Genomic DNA, 19,128 nt, shown 5'->3' with positions numbered 1-19,128 from the left:
TAGTATGAAAAGAGCACACAAAAAGAGACAAAAACAAGATCTACTAAATAAAGTTTCTTTATTTGATAGACTTAGTTGTTCATGTCTCCCTTACCTCCGAGTATTAGTATCTTTATCCTATACCTTTAAGGAAATTTTGTCAACAGAAAACTGACAATTCTAATCTCTAAAATCCGAAAACAGGTCCATAGAGAGTCAGTACGTGTTTGATATGCTCGTAATGGAATTTATCATAGTTTCGCCAAGCAGTGCGTGCTTGATCATTCAGTTTTAGGCTACCAAGACCAATCAGAAGACTGGTACGTTGGTAAAATTTCTCAAGGTCGATTAAAATACTGTTGTCCAACTTTTCCGCTTTTTTGAGCTCTTGCAGAGTAGTGTTTAGCAGCTCTTGCAGTCGAATATCATCTGCCCTACCCTGTTTGCAGCTTTGGAAACTTTTATTTAACTCGGATAGGAGTTGGGTTGCATTAGTAATGAGTTCTTTGTCTTTCATGTGAGCATCCTCCTTGCTCTGATGTATTATTGCCTATAGTATGGCACCAAAAAATGTCATAGTAAACATGTTAAAAAATCGAATGTTAATTAAAAAGTTTGGTGGGCTGATTTGTAGGCTTTTCATGGTATAATCAAGAGAGTAAATCTTTATGGAGGAAGTATGAAATTAAATATTCAAGAAATTCGTAAGCAGTCTGAAGGCTTGCATTTTGAACAAACGTTAGACCTAGCTGCAGACCTGCGTGCACGCAATCAAGAAATTTTAGATGTAAAAGATATCCTTGCAGTTGGGAAAGTACAGTACGAAGACCGTATGTATTTCTTAGATTATCAACTATCTTATACCATTGTTCTTGCTTCAAGTCGCAGTATGGAACCAGTTGAGTTAGTTGAATCTTATCCAGTAACGGAAGTTTTCATGGAAGGTGCAACTAACCAACTAGATCAGGAAGTTTTAGACGATGATTTGGTCTTGCCTATCGAAAATGGAGAACTTGACCTTGCTGAGAGCGTGTCAGATAATATCCTTCTCAACATTCCTATCAAGGTCTTGACGGCTGAAGAAGAGGCTGGTCAAGGATTTGTTTCAGGAAATGACTGGCAAATCATGACAGAAGAAGAATACCAAGCCCAACAGGCAGTTAAGAAAGAAGAAAACAGTCCTTTTGCTGGCTTACAAGGACTATTTGACGGAGACGAATAATGGTCTTGTCAAAAAAACGAGCACGAAAAGTGCTGGAAGAAATAATTGCTCTGTTTCCAGATGCCAAGCCCAGTCTTGATTTTACCAATCATTTTGAACTACTAGTTGCGGTCATGTTGTCAGCTCAGACAACGGATGCAGCGGTAAATAAGGCTACACCAGGTCTCTTTGCTGCCTTTCCAACGCCACAAGCCATGTCTGTAGCGACAGAGAGTGAGATTGCTTCACACATTTCTCGCCTGGGACTGTATCGGAATAAGGCTAAATTCCTTAAAAAATGTGCCCAACAGTTACTAGATGATTTTGATGGCCAAGTTCCTCAAACACGTGAGGAATTGGAAAGTCTTGCAGGAGTTGGTCGCAAGACAGCCAATGTTGTCATGAGTGTGGGCTTTGGGATTCCAGCCTTTGCAGTGGATACTCATGTGGAGCGTATCTGCAAACACCACGATATTGTCAAAAAATCAGCGACACCGCTTGAGGTGGAAAAGCGGGTCATGGATATCTTGCCACCGGAGCAGTGGTTAGCTGCCCATCAGGCCATGATTTATTTTGGAAGAGCCATTTGCCATCCTAAAAATCCAGAGTGTGACCAGTACCCACAGTTATATGACTTTAGCAATTTATAAGCAATTTATAAGATGGGGTTTCAAAAGTTTTTGCTTGATTTTAAGCATGCTTTGTGCTATAGTATTTGATAACTAAATATTCCTTTAAACCTGTCCCGTGAGGCAGGCAAGGAGAACGATTAAGTAGTAGGGTGAAGTCTATACTGTTTGCAGTAGGGCTCGCTTGGCTATACATTTCAAGTCTCCTTGTTTAAGGAGACTTTTCTTTTTGGAGGTTTGTCATGAAGGCAAAAGAAGTTGTAGACGAATTGACTGTCAAACGAGCGATTACGCGTATTACTTATGAGATTATCGAACGCAACAAAGATTTGAATAAAATCGTCTTGGCTGGTATTAAAACTCGTGGTGTCTTTATCGCCCACCGAATCCAAGAACGTTTGGAACAGCTAGAAAATCTTTCAGTTCCTGTTGTGGAATTGGATACTAAACCTTTCCGTGATGATGTTAAAAGTGGAGAAGATACTTCTTTGGTTTCTGTCGATGTGACAGACCGCGAAGTTATCTTGGTGGATGATGTGCTCTATACAGGTCGTACCATCCGTGCTGCTATTGATAATATTGTAGGTCATGGTCGTCCTGCGCGCGTGAGTTTAGCAGTTCTAGTCGATCGTGGACATAGAGAATTGCCAATCCGTCCAGATTACGTTGGAAAAAACATACCAACTAGTCGTTCTGAAGAAATCATCGTAGAGATGGCAGAACTTGATGGCCAAGATAGAGTTCTGATTACTGAAGAAGCTTAGAAAGCTAAAGGAGTAGCCATGTCAGTAAATCAACAAGCATTAAACCATGTGGTGTCCATGGAAGACCTCACTGTCGATCAAGTGATGAAATTGATCAAGCGAGGAATTGAGTTTAAAAATGGAGCTCAGCTTCCCTATGAGGACCATCCGATTGTTTCCAATCTTTTCTTTGAGGATTCTACACGAACGCATAAGTCCTTTGAAGTGGCAGAGATTAAACTGGGATTGGAGCGACTTGACTTTGATGTGAAGACTAGTTCAGTCAATAAGGGTGAGACACTTTATGATACCATTTTGACTCTGTCTGCTTTAGGAGTGGATGTCTGTGTGATTCGCCACCCTGAGGTTGACTACTACAGAGAGTTAATTGCAAGTCCGACGATTACGACTTCCATCATCAATGGTGGAGATGGTTCGGGTCAACACCCTAGCCAGAGCTTGCTTGATTTGATGACTATTTATGAGGAATTTGGTCACTTTGAGGGTCTCAAGGTTGCGATTGCAGGTGACTTGGACCACTCACGCGTTGCTAAATCCAATATGCAGATTTTGAAACGCTTGGGAGCTGAACTTTATTTTGCTGGACCTGAGGAATGGAGAAGTCAAGAGTTTGCAGATTATGGACAGTTTGTAACCATTGATGAAATCATTGATCAGGTGGATGTCATGATGTTTCTCCGTGTGCAACATGAACGCCATGATAGTGGAGCTGTCTTTTCAAAAGAAGACTACCATGCCCAACATGGCTTGACTCAAGAACGTTATGACCGTTTGAAAGAAACAGCAATCCTTATGCACCCAGCCCCAGTCAACCGTGATGTAGAAATCGCAGACCACTTGGTTGAAGCACCAAAATCACGGATTGTCCAACAAATGACCAATGGTGTCTTTGTTCGAATGGCAATCTTAGAATCCGTACTGGCGAGTAGAAACGCCAACTAAAACACAAGACGTTAAAAGACGCCAGTGAGCGTCCACGAGAGGTGAAAATATGACAAAAAGACTTCTAGTATTAGAAGATGGCACAGTTTTTGAAGGCAAGGCCTTCGGAGCAGATATTGATGTAACAGGCGAAATCGTCTTTAATACAGGTATGACCGGCTACCAAGAATCCATTACAGACCAGTCTTATAATGGACAAATCTTGACCTTTACTTATCCTTTGGTGGGAAATTATGGAATTAATCGTGATGATTACGAATCCATCATTCCAACTTGTAAAGGAGTCGTTGTTTTTGAAGAAGCACGAAGAGCAAGCAACTGGCGCAACCAAATGACCTTGGATGAATTTTTGAAAGCCAAGAAAATTCCGGGTATTTCTGGAATTGATACGCGTGCACTTACCAAGATTATCCGTAAGCATGGTACGATGCGTGCAACCTTGACTCATGTTGGAGATAGTATGGACCATGTGACGGATCAGCTCCAAGCAACAGTTTTGCCGACAGACAATATCAAGCAGGTTTCTACTAAAACATCCTATCCAGCTCCAGGAGTTGGTTTGAGTGTTGTCTTAGTGGACTTTGGTCTCAAGCACTCAATCTTACGTGAACTTTCTAAGCGTAACTGTAACGTGACGGTTGTTCCTTATTCGACAACGGCTGAAGAAATTCTCCATCTCAACCCTGACGGAGTTATGTTATCAAATGGTCCGGGTAACCCAGAAGATGTTCCACAAGCACTCGACATGATTCGTGGTGTACAAGGAAAAATTCCAATCTTTGGTATTTGTATGGGGCATCAACTCTTTGCAATGGCAAATGGTGCTAAGACCTACAAAATGAAATTTGGTCACCGTGGATTCAACCATGCGGTACGTGAGATTGCTACTGGACGTGTGGATTTTACAAGTCAAAACCATGGCTATGCAGTTAGCCGTGAGGATTTGCCAGAGCACTTGATTATCACCCACGAAGAAATCAATGACAAGTCAGTTGAAGGTGTGCGTCACAGATACCAACCTGCTTTCTCGGTCCAATACCATCCAGATGCAGCTCCTGGTCCACACGACGCAAGCTACCTCTTTGACGAGTTTATCGAGATGATGGAAGCTTTTAAACAATCAAACTAAGAACGAGAAAAAGCTCGTCGGAGAATTTATTTAACTGAACACGGACGGAAAGCTCGGAATTTAGAGAAACCAATTTGGATTGTCAATCCTTCCTTGGTTTCCTAAAATTCAATCGCTTTCTATTCGTCTTTTGTATCTTATTTATTGTCGCCCTGAGAGGCGACGAATAGAAAGGCAGGTCGTTTCTTTTAGTCGCTATCAGGCGAACTAAAAACTCCCTGCACTAGATTTTTTACCGAAAAGTATCGTTTCGCTAAAAAATCGTCGGAGAATTTATTTAATGTCGCTCTGTGAGGCGACGAATAGAAAGGAGAAGATACATTGTTCGCGGAAGTGAACACGCCCTAAGAACTGTGTGAAAAAGATAAACATCGTCTTGACGCTGAAGGCGTCTGCACCGAGTTTCCTATTTTCACTGTGTTCTTTACGGGCTTTGTATCATAAACTATGCCTAAACGTACTGATATTCAAAAAATTATGGTGATTGGTTCTGGTCCGATTATTATTGGTCAGGCTGCTGAGTTTGACTACGCTGGGACCCAGGCTTGCTTGTCGTTAAAAGAGGAAGGTTATGAGGTTGTTTTGGTTAACTCAAACCCTGCAACCATCATGACGGACAAGGAGATTGCGGACAAGGTCTATATCGAACCTATTACACTTGAGTTTGTGACTCGTATTCTCCGTAAGGAACGTCCAGATGCCTTGCTACCAACACTCGGTGGTCAGACAGGTCTCAACATGGCCATGGAATTATCTAAAAATGGTATCCTTGATGAGCTTGGTGTTGAGCTTCTGGGAACTAAATTATCTGCCATCGACCAAGCGGAGGACCGTGACCTCTTTAAACAATTGATGGAAGAGCTCAACCAACCAATTCCAGAATCTGAAATTGTCAACACTGTTGAAGAAGCTGTTGCCTTTGCAGCAACAATTGGCTACCCAGTCATCGTCCGTCCAGCCTTTACACTTGGTGGTACTGGTGGTGGTATGTGTGCTAATGAGGAAGAATTGCGTGAAATCGCTGAAAATGGATTGAAATTGTCACCTGTGACCCAATGTTTGATTGAGCGTTCAATCGCAGGTTTCAAGGAAATCGAATACGAAGTGATGCGTGACTCAGCCGACAATGCTTTGGTTGTTTGTAACATGGAAAACTTTGACCCAGTTGGGATTCATACAGGGGATTCCATTGTATTTGCCCCAGCCCAAACCATGTCAGACTATGAAAACCAAATGCTACGTGACGCGAGCTTGAGCATCATTCGTGCCCTCAAGATTGAAGGTGGATGTAACGTTCAGCTAGCCCTTGATCCACATAGCTTCAAATACTATGTCATCGAAGTAAACCCTCGTGTATCGCGTTCGTCAGCCCTTGCTTCTAAGGCGACAGGTTACCCAATTGCCAAATTGGCTGCCAAGATTGCAGTTGGTTTGACTTTGGATGAGGTCATCAACCCAGTTACGGGTTCAACCTATGCCATGTTTGAACCAGCTCTTGACTACGTTGTTGCCAAGATTCCTCGTTTCCCATTTGACAAGTTTGAAAAGGGTGAGCGCCGTCTTGGGACACAGATGAAGGCCACTGGAGAAGTCATGGCAATCGGTCGAAACATCGAAGAATCTCTCCTTAAAGCTTGTCGTTCCCTTGAAATTGGTGTGCACCACAATGAAATGCCTGAACTTGCAGCAGTTTCTGATGATGCCTTGATTGAAAAAGTAGTCAAAGCCCAAGATGACCGTCTCTTCTACGTATCAGAAGCCATTCGCCGTGGCTATACTCCAGAAGAAATTGCTGAATTGACCAAGATTGATATCTTTTATCTTGATAAACTCTTACATATCTTTGAAATTGAGCAAGAGTTGGGTGCCCATCCACAAGATCTAGAAGTCTTGAAAACTGCAAAATTGAATGGATTTTCAGACCGTAAGATTGCTGAACTCTGGAATACTACAGCTGACCAAGTTCGCCAGCTTCGTTTGGAAAACAAGATTGTTCCAGTTTATAAGATGGTCGATACTTGTGCGGCAGAATTTGACTCTGAAACACCATATTTCTATTCAACATATGGTTGGGAAAATGAATCTATCAAGTCTGATAAAGAATCTGTACTAGTCCTAGGTTCTGGTCCAATCCGTATCGGTCAAGGGGTTGAGTTTGACTACGCAACCGTTCACTCTGTTAAGGCTATCCAGGCAGCTGGTTATGAAGCTATCATCATGAACTCAAACCCAGAGACCGTTTCTACAGACTTCTCTGTATCAGATAAGCTTTACTTTGAGCCATTGACATTCGAAGATGTTATGAATGTCATCGACTTGGAGCAACCAAAGGGCGTTATCGTTCAGTTCGGTGGTCAAACAGCCATCAACCTTGCGGAGCCATTGGCAAAAGCAGGTGTGACCATCCTTGGTACACAGGTTGCTGACCTAGACCGTGCCGAAGACCGCGACCTCTTCGAGCAAGCTCTTAAAGATTTGGATATTCCACAGCCACCAGGACAAACTGCTACCAATGAAGAAGAAGCAGTGCTTGCGGCTCGCAAGATTGGTTTCCCAGTCTTAGTCCGTCCATCTTATGTTTTAGGTGGACGTGCTATGGAAATCGTTGAAAACGAAGAAGACCTTCGTTCTTATATGCGTACTGCGGTTAAGGCAAGTCCAGACCACCCTGTTCTTGTTGACTCTTATATCGTCGGACAAGAGTGTGAAGTCGATGCCATTTCAGATGGTAAAAATGTACTCATTCCTGGTATCATGGAGCATATCGAACGTGCTGGTGTCCACTCAGGTGACTCAATGGCCGTTTACCCACCACAAACCTTGTCGCAAAAGGTACAAGAAACAATCGCAGACTATACTAAACGCCTAGCAATCGGTCTTAACTGCCTTGGAATGATGAACATCCAGTTTGTTATCAAGGATGAAAAAGTCTACGTTATTGAGGTCAATCCACGTGCCAGCCGTACGGTTCCATTTCTTTCTAAAGTGACCAATATCCCTATGGCTCAAGTAGCAACCAAGCTCATTCTTGGTCAAAAACTTGAAGAACTTGGCTACCAAGATGGTCTTTATCCAGAAAGCACTCGCGTTCATATCAAGGCGCCAGTCTTCTCCTTTACCAAACTAGCTAAGGTAGACAGCTTGCTTGGTCCTGAAATGAAGTCAACAGGTGAAGTTATGGGTTCTGATACGACTTTGGAAAAAGCTCTCTATAAAGCCTTTGAAGCTTCTTACCTGCATTTGCCAACTTTTGGTAACGTTGTATTTACCATCGCTGATGATGCCAAAGAAGAAGCCTTGGACTTGGCTCGTCGTTTCCAAAATATTGGCTATGGAATCCTCGCGACAGAAGGGACAGCAGCCTTCTTTGCCAGTCATGGATTGCAAGCCCAACCTGTTGGTAAGATTGGTGATGACGATAAGGATATTCCAAGTTTTGTTCGTAAAGGAAGAATTCAAGCTATCATTAACACAGTTGGAACAAAACGAACTGCAGACGAAGATGGTGAGCAGATTCGCCGTTCAGCTATTGAACACGGAGTGCCCCTCTTTACAGCCCTAGATACAGCTAATGCCATGCTTAAAGTACTTGAAAGCCGTAGTTTTGTCACAGAAGCAATTTAAATAGAAAAAAGAGAAGGTATAACGATCTTCTCTTTTTTGTTATATTTTTTCTTGTAAACTACTGCTTAATCAGCTTTTGCGATAAGCTTTAATACTATGACTATACCATTCTTGCATTTCCTTTGATGGTGGTGTCATATAATCCCCATACATCTGGGTTAAAAATTGATCATATTTTTTAGGGACGGGCAACATACGACCTTCAAACTCAGTTAAGATGAGTTCTTTAAAGGTATCAACTGGGAAGACTTCTTTCATACCTTCCTTACCAATCCCAATTCCTCCTTCATATTGAGGAGTATTGGTTGCAGCATTTTTAACTAGCTGATCAATTTTCTTGTAAAAGTAACGGGGATTGACCACTCGGAGGGCGTACCAGCTACATAATCTTAGAAAATCTTTTAATTTGCTATCACCGTGAACTGCTCGTGATTTTTTGATATAAGCTAGTTGACGAAGGGCTACATACTTATAACTCTTGTCGACAATGCTCAAGTCTGTAAAGCGATCAATTGGGAAGACATCGATAAAGAGACTGGTGTCATGACGCTTGTACTTAACATGGTCTTCGATAACAGTAGAAGTATCCAAAATCGATGCGAAATTATGGAAGTACCAAGAAGAAGTGTCGTAGGAGAGAACCTTATAACGTGGATGGTCTTCTTCCTCAATAATCTTCAATAAGCGATCATAATCTTCACGATAGAGAGAAATATCAATATCATCATCCCATGGAATCATACCTTTGTGGCGGATAGCTCCAAGCATGGTTCCGTAACTTAGAAAATAAGGAATATCATGTTTCTTACAAGTCTCATCAATATAGTCTAGCAGGGCTAGTTGAATTTCTTTAATTTCTTCTTTTTCTAAATACTGCATCCTAATCCTCCAATTTGTAAGCGTGAAATTCATGACTGTAGAAGCGTTTTTCTTCCGGTGGTAGGGTCATATAATCTCCATAAAATTGTGTCAAAATAGTATCAAATTTTTCTGGCGCAGGAAGGCTTAAATTCTCAAAGGGGAGATCGATTGTTTTATCGAAGGTACCACTTGGGAAGACTTCCTTTTCCTTAAATTTAGAAGGGATAAAAGCCATATACTGACCATTCTCACGATTATATTTTTGAATTTCTTTCTCGATTCTATTTGCGAAATAACGAGGAGAAACAGGTCGCAGGAGCAACCAAAAGGCTGTTCGTATCCAATCTTTTAAAAGGCTATCCTTATAGACAATATTTTTGTGTTTACTGAAAGACAGAAGTTTGAAGCTTTCCAGCTTATAACAAATATCAATGACCTTAGGATCATCAAAGCGATCCATAGGGAAAATATCGATAAAAACACCAGACTCATAGGTTTTTGTATTTCGAGTATCAATAATTTTAGTTGTACTGTCTGTTATTTTGATAAAGTTGTTAAAGTAGTTCTTATCAGTTTCTAAGGATAGGAGCTTATATTTGCTTTTTTCCTTTTGAAAAATGTTTATAAATCGTTGGTAGTCTTCTCGAGGCATGGACAGATCAATATCATCGTCCCAAGGGATAAAGCCCTGATGTCGAACCGCCCCAATCAGAGTACCGTAGTTAATAATATAGTTGATATTGTGCTTTTTACAGAGAGTATCAATATAATCCAAAATTTCTAATTCAATTTGTTTGGCATCTTCAATGGATAGTTGTTTCATTTTAAACTCCTATGATCTTTTGAATTTATTTTTTAAGGCTAGGACATGGTTTAAAAATTCATAGAAAATGCTATCTTTGGTGAAGGCAAGTAGACCAATATAAGAGATGGCTGATAGCAAGACAATCAAACCAGTATTAATCAAAAATGGCAAATTAATGACCATATCCACGGGATACAAGAAATTAATCAGGAAATAGATTCCTACAAAGGAAAGTGAAAAGAGCGAGTATCGAATAGTATAGCTGAAGATATGTCCTAAGTGGATGAGTTGTTTTCTATGGATGAAAACGATATAGAAAACAAGTAGAGAGGCCTCTGATAGCATAGTTGTGAGTAGGTAGTATTCAGGAGCCACGATATGGTTGAAAAAGAGGAGACTATTTAAGCCTAAATTGAGTAGCCCAGCAAAGACTGTGTAAACTGTGATACGTTTTTCATAGCCATTTGTAAAGAGAATTTGGGAACCAAGAATGGTATCTAGTGCCAGGATAATCGTACGAAAAGCGAAGAGAGAGGTTAAGATACCACCTCCGATATATTTTTCACTACCATAAAGTAGGATAGCATTTGGTCCTAAAACCATGAGTCCGAAACTGAGTGGAATGATAAAGAAGTTAAAGATTCGACTTCCTCTGTTAACCAGAGAAACATAGGCTTCTTTGTCGCCTTTTCCTAGATAGTAACTGAGACGAGGCACACTCACTCCGATAGCTCCTGTTACAACACCAGCTATAACGGTCACAATTCGTTGAGCCATGGTGTAGTAACTAACGTTGACATCAATCCCTGTTTTAACGAGGAAGAGACGATCCAAAAAAGTGAAGAGCATATTGGCATTGGCAAAGACCAACATGGCTGTTAAAGGGAGAAAGAGCGGTTTAAAATCACTTATGTGAATCTTAACAAGCTTAATGTCTCTTTTAATCCAAAAATAACTAATCAGATAGTTAATCAGTGTCGATAAACTCATCACAAGTGTATAGACAACAATATCGTGTTCATTTTTGACAAACAGGAATATAGAGATCAGCATCAGGATACGGATGAAGGCAGTCTTGTAAAAGAGAAAACTGTAATTTTCCAGAGCTTCATTGACCCACTCGATTGAAAAAATCTGGGCAATGAGTTGAATCCCCATAACAAGGTAGACCTTTTTGATGATTGGATTATCTGTAAAGAAGAGAGGATAGGCAAGGATATAGACAGCAGTGGTCAAAATCGTACAAGCTATGCACAAATAAAAAAGACTAGAGAAGGTTCTATTCAGATCTTTTTTGTTATCCTTGACATTACTGATGGCCCGTAAACCGTAGTTATAGACCCCATAAGTCGCAAAGGGCAAGAAAAATGACAAAATAGTGTCAACTGAGTTGAAGTAACCATAGTCAGTTCGGTCCAAGACACGCGCGACGTAGGTTCCAGTTAGGATGGGAAAAATAATATTCAAGACACGAATTCCCATATAAGATAGAGCATTTAATTTTATACTTTTCATTCAATTTACCTCGTTTTTCATTATATCATAAAGTTAGCTAATAAGAAATGAAGGGCAGTAAGTCAAGCAATCACTTTGAAGTTTCAAATCTTAATTTTAAGATTTTTTTAAGGAAAGTATATTATTCTGAAGAACTCTAAAATTTCACAGCTATTTATTAGTAATGACTACAGAATTCCTAGCCACTACTAGAAATGGACTAGTTTCTTTGAATAATAGAACTCCTTAATCCTTCTATTCTAGAAAGGGAGGTCCGGTATTTCTTTCATGATAGGACTAGATTGTGGTATAATAGAGAGAATAAGTTTTTTTAGTAAGACAAAGGAGAAAATAGATGATTTATGCAGGAATTCTTGCCGGTGGAACTGGTACTCGCATGGGAATTAGTAATTTGCCAAAACAATTTTTAGAGCTAGGCGATCGACCTATTTTGATTCATACAATTGAAAAATTTGTCTTGGAACCAAGTATTGAAAAAATTATGGTTGGGGTTCATGGAGACTGGGTTTCACATGCAGAGGATCTTGTAGATAAATATCTACCTCTTCATAAGGATCGTATCATCATTACAAAGGGTGGTGCTGACCGCAATACAAGTATTGAGAAAATCATTGAAGCCATTGATGCTTATCGTCCGCTTACACCAGAGGATATCGTTGTTACCCACGATTCTGTTCGTCCATTTATTACGCTTCGCATGATTCAGGACAATATCCAACTTGCCCAAAATCATGACGCAGTGGACACAGTTGTAGAAGCGGTTGATACTATCGTTGAAAGTACCAATGGTCAATTTATTACAGATATTCCAAATCGTGCTCACCTTTATCAAGGACAAACACCTCAAACATTCCGTTGCAAGGACTTCATGGACCTTTATGGATCTCTTTCTGATGAAGAGAAGGAAATCTTGACAGATGCATGTAAAATCTTTGTGATCAAAGGAAAAGATGTGGCCTTGGCCAAAGGTGAATACTCAAATCTGAAGATTACAACCGTAACAGATTTGAAGATTGCAAAAAGTATGATTGAGAAAGACTAGTAAAATGATTAATCAAATTTATCAACTAACTAAGCCTAAGTTTATCAATGTCAAATATCAGGAAGAGGCTATTGACCAAGAGAATCATATCCTCATCCGCCCTAATTATATGGCGGTCTGTCATGCGGATCAGCGTTACTACCAAGGAAAACGTGATCCAAAGATTTTGAATAAAAAGCTTCCAATGGCAATGATTCACGAGTCATGTGGAACCGTTATTTCTGACCCGACAGGAACCTATGAGGTTGGGCAAAAAGTTGTCATGATTCCTAATCAGCCTCCTATGCAGAGTGATGAAGAATTCTATGAAAACTACATGACAGGGGCTCATTTCTTGTCTAGTGGATTTGATGGCTTTATGAGAGAGTTTGTTTCTCTTCCTAAAGATCGTGTGGTGGCTTATGATGCTATCGAAGATACGGTTGCAGCGATTACAGAGTTTGTCAGTGTCGGTATGCACGCTATGAGTCGTCTATTGACCCTTGCTCATAGCAAGCGGGACCGAATCGCCGTTATCGGAGATGGAAGTTTAGCTTTTGTGGTTGCTAATATTATCAACTATACTTTGCCAGATGCAGAGATTGTGGTTATTGGTCGTCATTGGGAAAAATTGGAACTTTTCTCATTTGCCAAAGAATGTTATATTACTGATAATATTCCTGAAGATTTGGCCTTTGACCATGCTTTTGAGTGTTGTGGTGGTGATGGTACTGGACCAGCTATTAATGACTTGATTCGCTACATTCGTCCTCAGGGAACGATTCTCATGATGGGAGTTAGCGAATATAAAGTCAATCTCAATACTCGTGATGCCTTAGAAAAGGGCTTGCTCTTAGTTGGGTCCTCTCGTTCTGGTCGCATTGATTTTGAAAATGCAATCCAAATGATGGAAGTCAAGAAATTTGCCAATCGTCTTAAAAATATCCTTTATCTAGAAGAACCTGTAAGAGAAATTAAAGATATTCACCGTGTCTTTGCAACCGATTTAAACACAGCCTTTAAAACCGTGTTTAAGTGGGAAGTATAAGTCCTGGAGGTTAATTGTGGAGAAAATCATTAAAGAAAAAATTTCTTCCTTACTTAGTCAAGAAGAGGAAGTCCTCAGTGTTGAACAACTGGGGGGAATGACCAATCAAAACTATTTGATCAAAACGACAAATAAGCAATACATTGTTAAATTTTTTGGTAAAGGGACAGAAAAACTGATTAATCGTCAAGATGAAAAGTACAATCTTGAACTACTAAAGGATTTAGACTTAGATGTAAAAAATTATCTTTTTGATATTGAAGCTGGTATCAAAGTTAATGAGTATATCGAATCTGCGATTACGCTTGATTCAAGGTCAATCAAGACCAAATTTGATAAAATTGCTCCAATATTACAAACTATTCATGCTTCTGACAAGGAATTAAGAGGAGAATTTGCTCCTTTTGAAGAAATCAAAAAATACGAATCTTTGATTGAGGAAAAAATCCCTTATGCTAACTATGAAGCAGTTAGAGAAGAAGTCTTCTCCTTAGAGAAAAGATTGGCTGACTTAGGTGTTGACAGAAAATCTTGTCATATCGATTTGGTGCCTGAAAACTTTATCGAATCACCTCAAGGACGACTTTATCTGATTGACTGGGAATATTCATCAATGAACGATCCAATGTGGGATTTGGCTGCTCTCTTTTTAGAGTCTGAATTCACTCCTCAAGAGGAAGAAGCTTTCTTATCTCACTATGACAGTGAGCAAACACCTGTCTCTCGTGAAAAGATTGCCATTTATAAAATTTTACAAGATGCTATTTGGAGTCTATGGACAGTCTACAAAGAAGAGCAAGGTGCAGATTTTGGTGACTATGGTGTGAGTCGTTACCAAAGAGCTGTTAAAGGTCTGGCTAATTATGGAGGTTCATATGAAAAATAAAAATGGAGTTTCCTTCGGTCTACTCTCAGGTGTTTTCTGGGGGTTAGGTCTAACAATTAGCGCTTACATCTTTTCAATTTTTACAGATTTGTCGCCCTTTGTGGTGGCCGCTGCTCACGATTTCTTGAGTATCTTTATCTTACTAGCTTTTCTCTTGGTAAAAGAAGGAAAAGTTCGTCTCTCAATTTTCTTAAATATTCGCAATGTCAGTGTTATCATAGGAGCCTTATTAGCAGGTCCTATTGGTATGCAGGCCAATCTTTATGCAGTTAAGTATATCGGTAGCTCCTTGGCTTCATCTGTATCGGCTATTTACCCTGCGATTTCAGTTTTATTGGCTTTCTTCTTTTTGAAGCACAAGATTTCGAAAAATACTGTATTTGGTATTGTCTTGATTATTGGAGGGATTATTGCCCAGACCTATAAGGTTGAACAGGTCAATTCCTTCTACATTGGGATTCTCTGTGCTTTGGTTTGTGCTATTGCATGGGGAAGCGAAAGTGTTCTTAGTTCTTTTGCCATGGAAAGTGAATTGAGTGAAATCGAAGCCCTCTTAATCCGTCAAGTGACTTCATTCTTGTCCTATCTTGTGATTGTGCTCTTCTCTCATCAGTCATTTGCAGAAGTGGCCAATGGACAATTGCTAGGTCTCATGATTGTCTTTGCTGCCTTTGATATGATTTCCTACTTGGCTTATTATATCGCTATCAATCGCTTGCAACCAGCCAAGGCTACAGGCTTGAACGTGAGTTATGTAGTTTGGACTGTCTTGTTTGCAGTTGTTTTCTTGGGTGCACCGCTAGATATGCTGACAATTATTACGTCACTTGTCGTTATTGCTGGAGTTTATATTATTATTAAAGAATAAAGGAGATTCGTGTGAAAGCCATCATCTTAGCAGCGGGATTGGGAACTCGCTTGCGTCCTATGACTGAAAATACCCCTAAAGCCTTGGTTCAGGTTAATCAAAAACCCTTGATTGAATACCAAATTGAGTTTCTCAAAGAAAAAGGTATCCATGACATCATCATCATTGTTGGTTACCTTAAAGAACAATTCGATTACTTGAAAGAAAAATATGGGGTTCGCCTCGTTTTCAATGATAAATACGCTGACTACAATAACTTTTACTCTCTCTATCTTGTAAAAGAAGAATTAGCTAACAGTTATGTTATCGATGCCGATAATTATCTCTTTAAAAATATGTTCCGCAATGATTTGACACGTTCGACTTATTTTAGTGTTTATCGTGAAGATTGTACCAACGAATGGTTCTTGGTCTATGGAGATGACTACAAGGTTCAAGACATTATTGTTGATAGCAAGGCAGGTCGCATTCTTAGTGGTGTATCCTTCTGGGATGCTCCAACTGCAGAAAAGATTGTTAGCTTTATCGATAAGGCTTATGCAAGTGGTGAATTTGTTGATCTCTACTGGGACAATATGGTTAAGGATAACATCAAAGAGCTAGATGTCTATGTTGAAGAATTAGAAGGCAATAGCATCTATGAAATTGATAGTGTCCAAGACTATCATAAATTAGAAGAAATTCTTAAAAACGAAAATTAAAAATTATAACATCTGGCTGAAATAGTCGGATGTTTTTTTGATTTTTTACGAATAAATAGATGAGTAGAAAAAGAAATGGAGATATTTATGAAAATCACAAACTATGAAATCTATAAGTTAAAAAAATCAGGTTTGACCAATCAACAGATTTTGAATGTCCTAGAATACGGTGAAAATGTTGATCAAGAACTGTTGTTAGGTGATATTGCAGATATATCAGGTTGCCGAAATCCAGCTGTTTTTATGGAACGTTATTTTCAGATAGACGATGCGCATTTGGAGAAGGAGTTTAAAAAATTTCCATCTTTCTCTATTTTAGATGACTGTTACCCTTGGGATTTGAGTGAAATATACGATGCGCCTGTACTTTTATTTTACAAGGGAAATCTTGACCTCTTGAAATTTCCTAAGGTAGCGGTCGTGGGAAGTCGTGCTTGTAGCAAACAGGGAGCTAAGTCAGTTGAAAAAGTCATTCAAGGATTGGAAAATGAACTGGTTATCGTCAGTGGATTAGCCAAGGGCATTGACACAGCAGCTCATATGGCAGCTCTTCAGAATGGCGGAAAAAGCATTGCAGTGATTGGAACAGGTCTGGATGTGTTTTATCCTAAAGCCAATAAACGCTTGCAAGACTACATCGGCAATGACCATCTGGTTCTCAGTGAGTATGGACCAGGCGAACAACCTCTAAAATTTCATTTTCCTGCCCGTAATCGCATCATTGCTGGACTTTGCCGTGGTGTGATTGTAGCAGAGGCTAAGATGCGCTCAGGTAGTCTCATTACCTGTGAGCGAGCAATGGAAGAAGGACGCGATGTCTTTGCTATTCCTGGTAGCATTTTAGATGGACTATCAGACGGTTGCCATCATTTGATTCAAGAAGGGGCAAAATTGGTCACCAGTGGGCAGGATGTTCTTGCGGAATTTGAATTTTAAGACGAAAGTTCGCTTACTAGACAAACTTTTCTTCTATATATAGGAGCTAAGTCTTGACAGTTATGGCAAAATGGTTTACACTTTATAAAGTTTATTACTTTGAAAAGGTGTGATACTGTGGCTACGGCAACAAAAAAGAAAAAATCAACAGTTAAAAAAAATCTAGTAATCGTGGAGTCGCCTGCTAAGGCCAAGACGATTGAAAAATATCTAGGCAGAAACTACAAGGTTTTAGCTAGTGTTGGGCATATCCGTGATTTGAAGAAATCCAGTATGTCCGTCGATATTGAAAATAATTATGAACCGCAATATATCAATATCCGAGGAAAAGGACCTCTTATTAATGACTTGAAAAAAGAAGCAAAAAAAGCTAATAAAGTCTTTCTGGCGAGTGACCCGGACCGTGAAGGAGAAGCGATTTCTTGGCATTTGGCCCATATTCTCAACTTGGATGAAAATGATGCCAACCGTGTGGTCTTCAATGAAATCACCAAGGATGCGGTCAAAAATGCTTTTAAAGAACCACGCAAGATTGATATGGACTTGGTCGATGCCCAACAGGCTCGTCGTGTTCTAGACCGCTTGGTGGGGTACTCGATTTCGCCTATTTTATGGAAGAAGGTCAAGAAGGGCTTATCAGCAGGGCGAGTACAGTCCATTGCCCTTAAACTCATCATTGACCGTGAAAATGAAATCAATGCCTTCCAGCCAGAAGAATACTGGACAATTGATGCTGTCTTTAAAAAGGGAACCAAGCAATTTCAGGCTTCCTTCTATGGAGTGGATGGCAAAAAGCTGAAATTGACTAGCAATGATGAGGTCAAGGAAGTCTTGTCTCGTCTGACTAGTAAAGACTTTTCAGTGGATCAGGTAGATAAGAAAGAGCGCAAGCGCAATGCTCCTTTACCTTATACCACTTCATCTATGCAGATGGATGCTGCTAATAAAATCAATTTCCGTACTCGAAAAACCATGATGGTTGCCCAACAGCTCTATGAAGGGATTAATATTGGTTCTGGTGTGCAAGGTTTGATTACCTATATGCGTACCGATTCGACTCGTATCAGTCCTGTAGCGCAAAATGAAGCAGCAAGTTTCATTACGGACCGTTTTGGTAGTAAGTATTCTAAGCATGGTAGCAAGGTCAAAAATGCTTCAGGAGCTCAGGATGCCCACGAGGCTATTCGTCCGTCTAGTGTCTTTAATACACCTGAAAGTATTGCTAAGTATTTGGACAAGGATCAGCTCAAGCTTTATACTCTTATTTGGAATCGTTTTGTAGCGAGTCAGATGACAGCTGCTGTCTTTGATACCATGGCTGTTAAATTATCTCAAAATGGGGTTCAATTTGCTGCTAATGGTAGTCAGGTTAAGTTTGATGGTTATCTTGCCATTTACAATGATTCTGACAAGAATAAGATGTTACCAGATATGGCTGTTGGAGATGTGGTTAAGCAGGTGAATAGCAAACCAGAGCAACATTTCACTCAACCTCCTGCTCGCTATTCTGAAGCGACACTGATCAAGACCTTGGAGGAAAATGGGGTTGGCCGTCCGTCAACCTACGCACCAACCATTGAAACCATTCAGAAACGTTATTATGTTCGCCTTGCAGCCAAACGCTTTGAACCGACAGAGTTGGGAGAAATTGTTAACAAACTCATCGTTGAATATTTCCCAGATATCGTAAACGTGACCTTCACAGCTGAAATGGAAGGCAAGCTAGATGATGTCGAAGTCGGAAAAGAGCAGTGGCAACGTGTCATTGATGCCTTTTATAAACCTTTCTCTAAAGAGGTTGCCAAGGCTGAAGAAGAAATGGAAAAAATCCAAATCAAGGATGAACCCGCTGGATTTGATTGTGAAGTGTGTGGCAGTCCAATGGTCATTAAACTTGGTCGTTTTGGTAAGTTCTACGCTTGTAGCAATTTCCCAGATTGCCGTCATACCCAAGCAATCGTGAAAGAGATTGGTGTAGAGTGTCCAAGTTGTCATCAGGGACAAATTATTGAGCGTAAAACAAAACGTAACCGCCTTTTCTATGGTTGCAATCGCTATCCAGAATGTGAATTTACCTCTTGGGATAAGCCTGTTGGTCGTGACTGTCCAAAATGTGGCAACTTCCTCATGGAGAAAAAAGTCCGTGGTGGTGGCAAGCAGGTTGTTTGTAGCAAGGGTGACTACGAAGAAGAAAAGATTAAATAAGAGGAGAGTCCTGA

17 protein-coding genes are annotated in these 19,128 nt (G+C 40.1%); 13 read left to right on the top strand and 4 right to left on the bottom strand.

The features are described from left to right. Nucleotides 1-166 precede the first annotated feature (166 nt). The gene (locus N8N51_RS03835) at nucleotides 167-496 is read right to left on the bottom strand and encodes a hypothetical protein (RefSeq protein ID WP_000653208.1); all 330 of its coding nucleotides are present in this window, start codon (nucleotides 494-496) and stop codon (nucleotides 167-169) included. 162 nt (nucleotides 497-658) lie between these two features. Between N8N51_RS03835 and N8N51_RS03830 the strand changes: the two genes are divergently transcribed. From N8N51_RS03830 to carB, 6 genes are all read left to right on the top strand, one after another. Continuing rightward, on the top strand, nucleotides 659-1,201 hold the full coding sequence (locus N8N51_RS03830; protein ID WP_000773212.1) for a YceD family protein: 543 nt from the start codon (nucleotides 659-661) through the stop codon (nucleotides 1,199-1,201). Further along, the gene (gene nth, locus N8N51_RS03825) at nucleotides 1,201-1,830 is read left to right on the top strand and encodes an endonuclease III (protein WP_000244443.1); all 630 of its coding nucleotides are present in this window, start codon (nucleotides 1,201-1,203) and stop codon (nucleotides 1,828-1,830) included. The genes N8N51_RS03830 and nth overlap by 1 nt, the downstream gene beginning before the upstream one ends. 221 nt (nucleotides 1,831-2,051) lie before the next feature. Then, nucleotides 2,052-2,573, top strand: a complete 522-nt coding sequence (gene pyrR, locus N8N51_RS03820; RefSeq protein WP_000644747.1) for a bifunctional pyr operon transcriptional regulator/uracil phosphoribosyltransferase PyrR — start codon at nucleotides 2,052-2,054, stop codon at nucleotides 2,571-2,573. 18 nt (nucleotides 2,574-2,591) lie between these two features. Then, nucleotides 2,592-3,515: an aspartate carbamoyltransferase catalytic subunit gene (locus N8N51_RS03815; RefSeq protein WP_000115770.1), complete on the top strand. Its 924-nt coding sequence runs from the start codon at nucleotides 2,592-2,594 to the stop codon at nucleotides 3,513-3,515. Between the two features lie 49 nt (nucleotides 3,516-3,564). Beyond that, a complete protein-coding gene (locus tag N8N51_RS03810; RefSeq protein WP_000166853.1) occupies nucleotides 3,565-4,644 on the top strand; it encodes a carbamoyl phosphate synthase small subunit in 1,080 nt (359 codons plus the stop codon). Nucleotides 4,645-5,091: 447 nt separating this feature from the next. Further along, the gene (gene carB / locus N8N51_RS03805; protein ID WP_261103605.1) at nucleotides 5,092-8,268 is read left to right on the top strand and encodes a carbamoyl-phosphate synthase large subunit; all 3,177 of its coding nucleotides are present in this window, start codon (nucleotides 5,092-5,094) and stop codon (nucleotides 8,266-8,268) included. A 69-nt stretch (nucleotides 8,269-8,337) separates the two neighbouring features. Here the strand turns inward: carB and N8N51_RS03800 are convergent, their stop codons facing one another. Genes N8N51_RS03800 through tacF form a run of 3 tightly spaced genes read right to left on the bottom strand, consistent with a single transcriptional unit; the run spans nucleotide 8,338 to nucleotide 11,449 of the window. Then, on the bottom strand, nucleotides 8,338-9,147 hold the full coding sequence (locus N8N51_RS03800; RefSeq protein WP_084924262.1) for a LicD family protein: 810 nt from the start codon (nucleotides 9,145-9,147) through the stop codon (nucleotides 8,338-8,340). Nucleotide 9,148: 1 nt separating this feature from the next. Beyond that, nucleotides 9,149-9,952, bottom strand: a complete 804-nt coding sequence (locus tag N8N51_RS03795) for a LicD family protein (protein WP_084924264.1) — start codon at nucleotides 9,950-9,952, stop codon at nucleotides 9,149-9,151. 9 nt (nucleotides 9,953-9,961) lie between these two features. Continuing rightward, nucleotides 9,962-11,449 carry a type IV teichoic acid flippase TacF gene (gene tacF, locus N8N51_RS03790; protein ID WP_060628138.1) on the bottom strand — a complete coding sequence of 496 codons (1,488 nt, stop codon included), beginning with the start codon at nucleotides 11,447-11,449 and terminating at the stop codon, nucleotides 9,962-9,964. Nucleotides 11,450-11,783: 334 nt separating this feature from the next. On the opposite strand from tacF, the gene N8N51_RS03785 reads away from it, so the two are divergent. The 7 genes from N8N51_RS03785 (at nucleotide 11,784) to topA (ending at nucleotide 19,114) form a co-directional block, all read left to right on the top strand. Further along, the gene (locus N8N51_RS03785; RefSeq protein WP_261103603.1) at nucleotides 11,784-12,491 is read left to right on the top strand and encodes an IspD/TarI family cytidylyltransferase; all 708 of its coding nucleotides are present in this window, start codon (nucleotides 11,784-11,786) and stop codon (nucleotides 12,489-12,491) included. A 4-nt stretch (nucleotides 12,492-12,495) separates the two neighbouring features. Beyond that, nucleotides 12,496-13,518, top strand: a complete 1,023-nt coding sequence (locus tag N8N51_RS03780; RefSeq protein WP_000609874.1) for a ribitol-5-phosphate dehydrogenase — start codon at nucleotides 12,496-12,498, stop codon at nucleotides 13,516-13,518. Nucleotides 13,519-13,534: 16 nt separating this feature from the next. Next, entirely contained in the window at nucleotides 13,535-14,404 is an 870-nt protein-coding gene (locus N8N51_RS03775; protein ID WP_261100156.1) for a phosphotransferase family protein, read from the top strand. Next, the gene (locus N8N51_RS03770; protein ID WP_000791850.1) at nucleotides 14,394-15,272 is read left to right on the top strand and encodes a DMT family transporter; all 879 of its coding nucleotides are present in this window, start codon (nucleotides 14,394-14,396) and stop codon (nucleotides 15,270-15,272) included. Before N8N51_RS03775 ends, N8N51_RS03770 begins: the two co-directional genes overlap by 11 nt. Before the next feature lie 11 nt (nucleotides 15,273-15,283). After that, on the top strand, nucleotides 15,284-15,973 hold the full coding sequence (locus N8N51_RS03765; RefSeq protein WP_020902399.1) for a CTP--phosphocholine cytidylyltransferase: 690 nt from the start codon (nucleotides 15,284-15,286) through the stop codon (nucleotides 15,971-15,973). A gap of 87 nt (nucleotides 15,974-16,060) precedes the next feature. Continuing rightward, nucleotides 16,061-16,909: a DNA-processing protein DprA gene (dprA, locus tag N8N51_RS03760; RefSeq protein ID WP_060628151.1), complete on the top strand. Its 849-nt coding sequence runs from the start codon at nucleotides 16,061-16,063 to the stop codon at nucleotides 16,907-16,909. 117 nt (nucleotides 16,910-17,026) lie between these two features. Beyond that, a complete protein-coding gene (topA, locus tag N8N51_RS03755; RefSeq protein WP_000179656.1) occupies nucleotides 17,027-19,114 on the top strand; it encodes a type I DNA topoisomerase in 2,088 nt (695 codons plus the stop codon). The last annotated feature ends 14 nt before the right edge of the window (nucleotides 19,115-19,128 follow it).

The organism is Streptococcus mitis, from assembly GCF_946188685.1.
Taxonomy (GTDB): Bacteria; Bacillota; Bacilli; order Lactobacillales; family Streptococcaceae; genus Streptococcus; species Streptococcus mitis_CC.
Note: the sequence above shows the minus strand (reverse complement) of the source record. Positions and strands in the feature narration are given on the sequence as shown.

What these genes read in the sequence shown, in the direction of transcription:
- N8N51_RS03835 (WP_000653208.1), bottom strand. Translation starts at nt 496, where the DNA reads ATGAAAGACAAAGAACTCATTACTAATGCAACCCAACTCCTATCCGAG.
- N8N51_RS03830 (WP_000773212.1), top strand. Translation starts at nt 659, where the DNA reads ATGAAATTAAATATTCAAGAAATTCGTAAGCAGTCTGAAGGCTTGCAT.
- nth (WP_000244443.1), top strand. Translation starts at nt 1,201, where the DNA reads ATGGTCTTGTCAAAAAAACGAGCACGAAAAGTGCTGGAAGAAATAATT.
- pyrR (WP_000644747.1), top strand. Translation starts at nt 2,052, where the DNA reads ATGAAGGCAAAAGAAGTTGTAGACGAATTGACTGTCAAACGAGCGATT.
- N8N51_RS03815 (WP_000115770.1), top strand. Translation starts at nt 2,592, where the DNA reads ATGTCAGTAAATCAACAAGCATTAAACCATGTGGTGTCCATGGAAGAC.
- N8N51_RS03810 (WP_000166853.1), top strand. Translation starts at nt 3,565, where the DNA reads ATGACAAAAAGACTTCTAGTATTAGAAGATGGCACAGTTTTTGAAGGC.
- carB (WP_261103605.1), top strand. Translation starts at nt 5,092, where the DNA reads ATGCCTAAACGTACTGATATTCAAAAAATTATGGTGATTGGTTCTGGT.
- N8N51_RS03800 (WP_084924262.1), bottom strand. Translation starts at nt 9,147, where the DNA reads ATGCAGTATTTAGAAAAAGAAGAAATTAAAGAAATTCAACTAGCCCTG.
- N8N51_RS03795 (WP_084924264.1), bottom strand. Translation starts at nt 9,952, where the DNA reads ATGAAACAACTATCCATTGAAGATGCCAAACAAATTGAATTAGAAATT.
- tacF (WP_060628138.1), bottom strand. Translation starts at nt 11,449, where the DNA reads ATGAAAAGTATAAAATTAAATGCTCTATCTTATATGGGAATTCGTGTC.
- N8N51_RS03785 (WP_261103603.1), top strand. Translation starts at nt 11,784, where the DNA reads ATGATTTATGCAGGAATTCTTGCCGGTGGAACTGGTACTCGCATGGGA.
- N8N51_RS03780 (WP_000609874.1), top strand. Translation starts at nt 12,496, where the DNA reads ATGATTAATCAAATTTATCAACTAACTAAGCCTAAGTTTATCAATGTC.
- N8N51_RS03770 (WP_000791850.1), top strand. Translation starts at nt 14,394, where the DNA reads ATGAAAAATAAAAATGGAGTTTCCTTCGGTCTACTCTCAGGTGTTTTC.
- dprA (WP_060628151.1), top strand. Translation starts at nt 16,061, where the DNA reads ATGAAAATCACAAACTATGAAATCTATAAGTTAAAAAAATCAGGTTTG.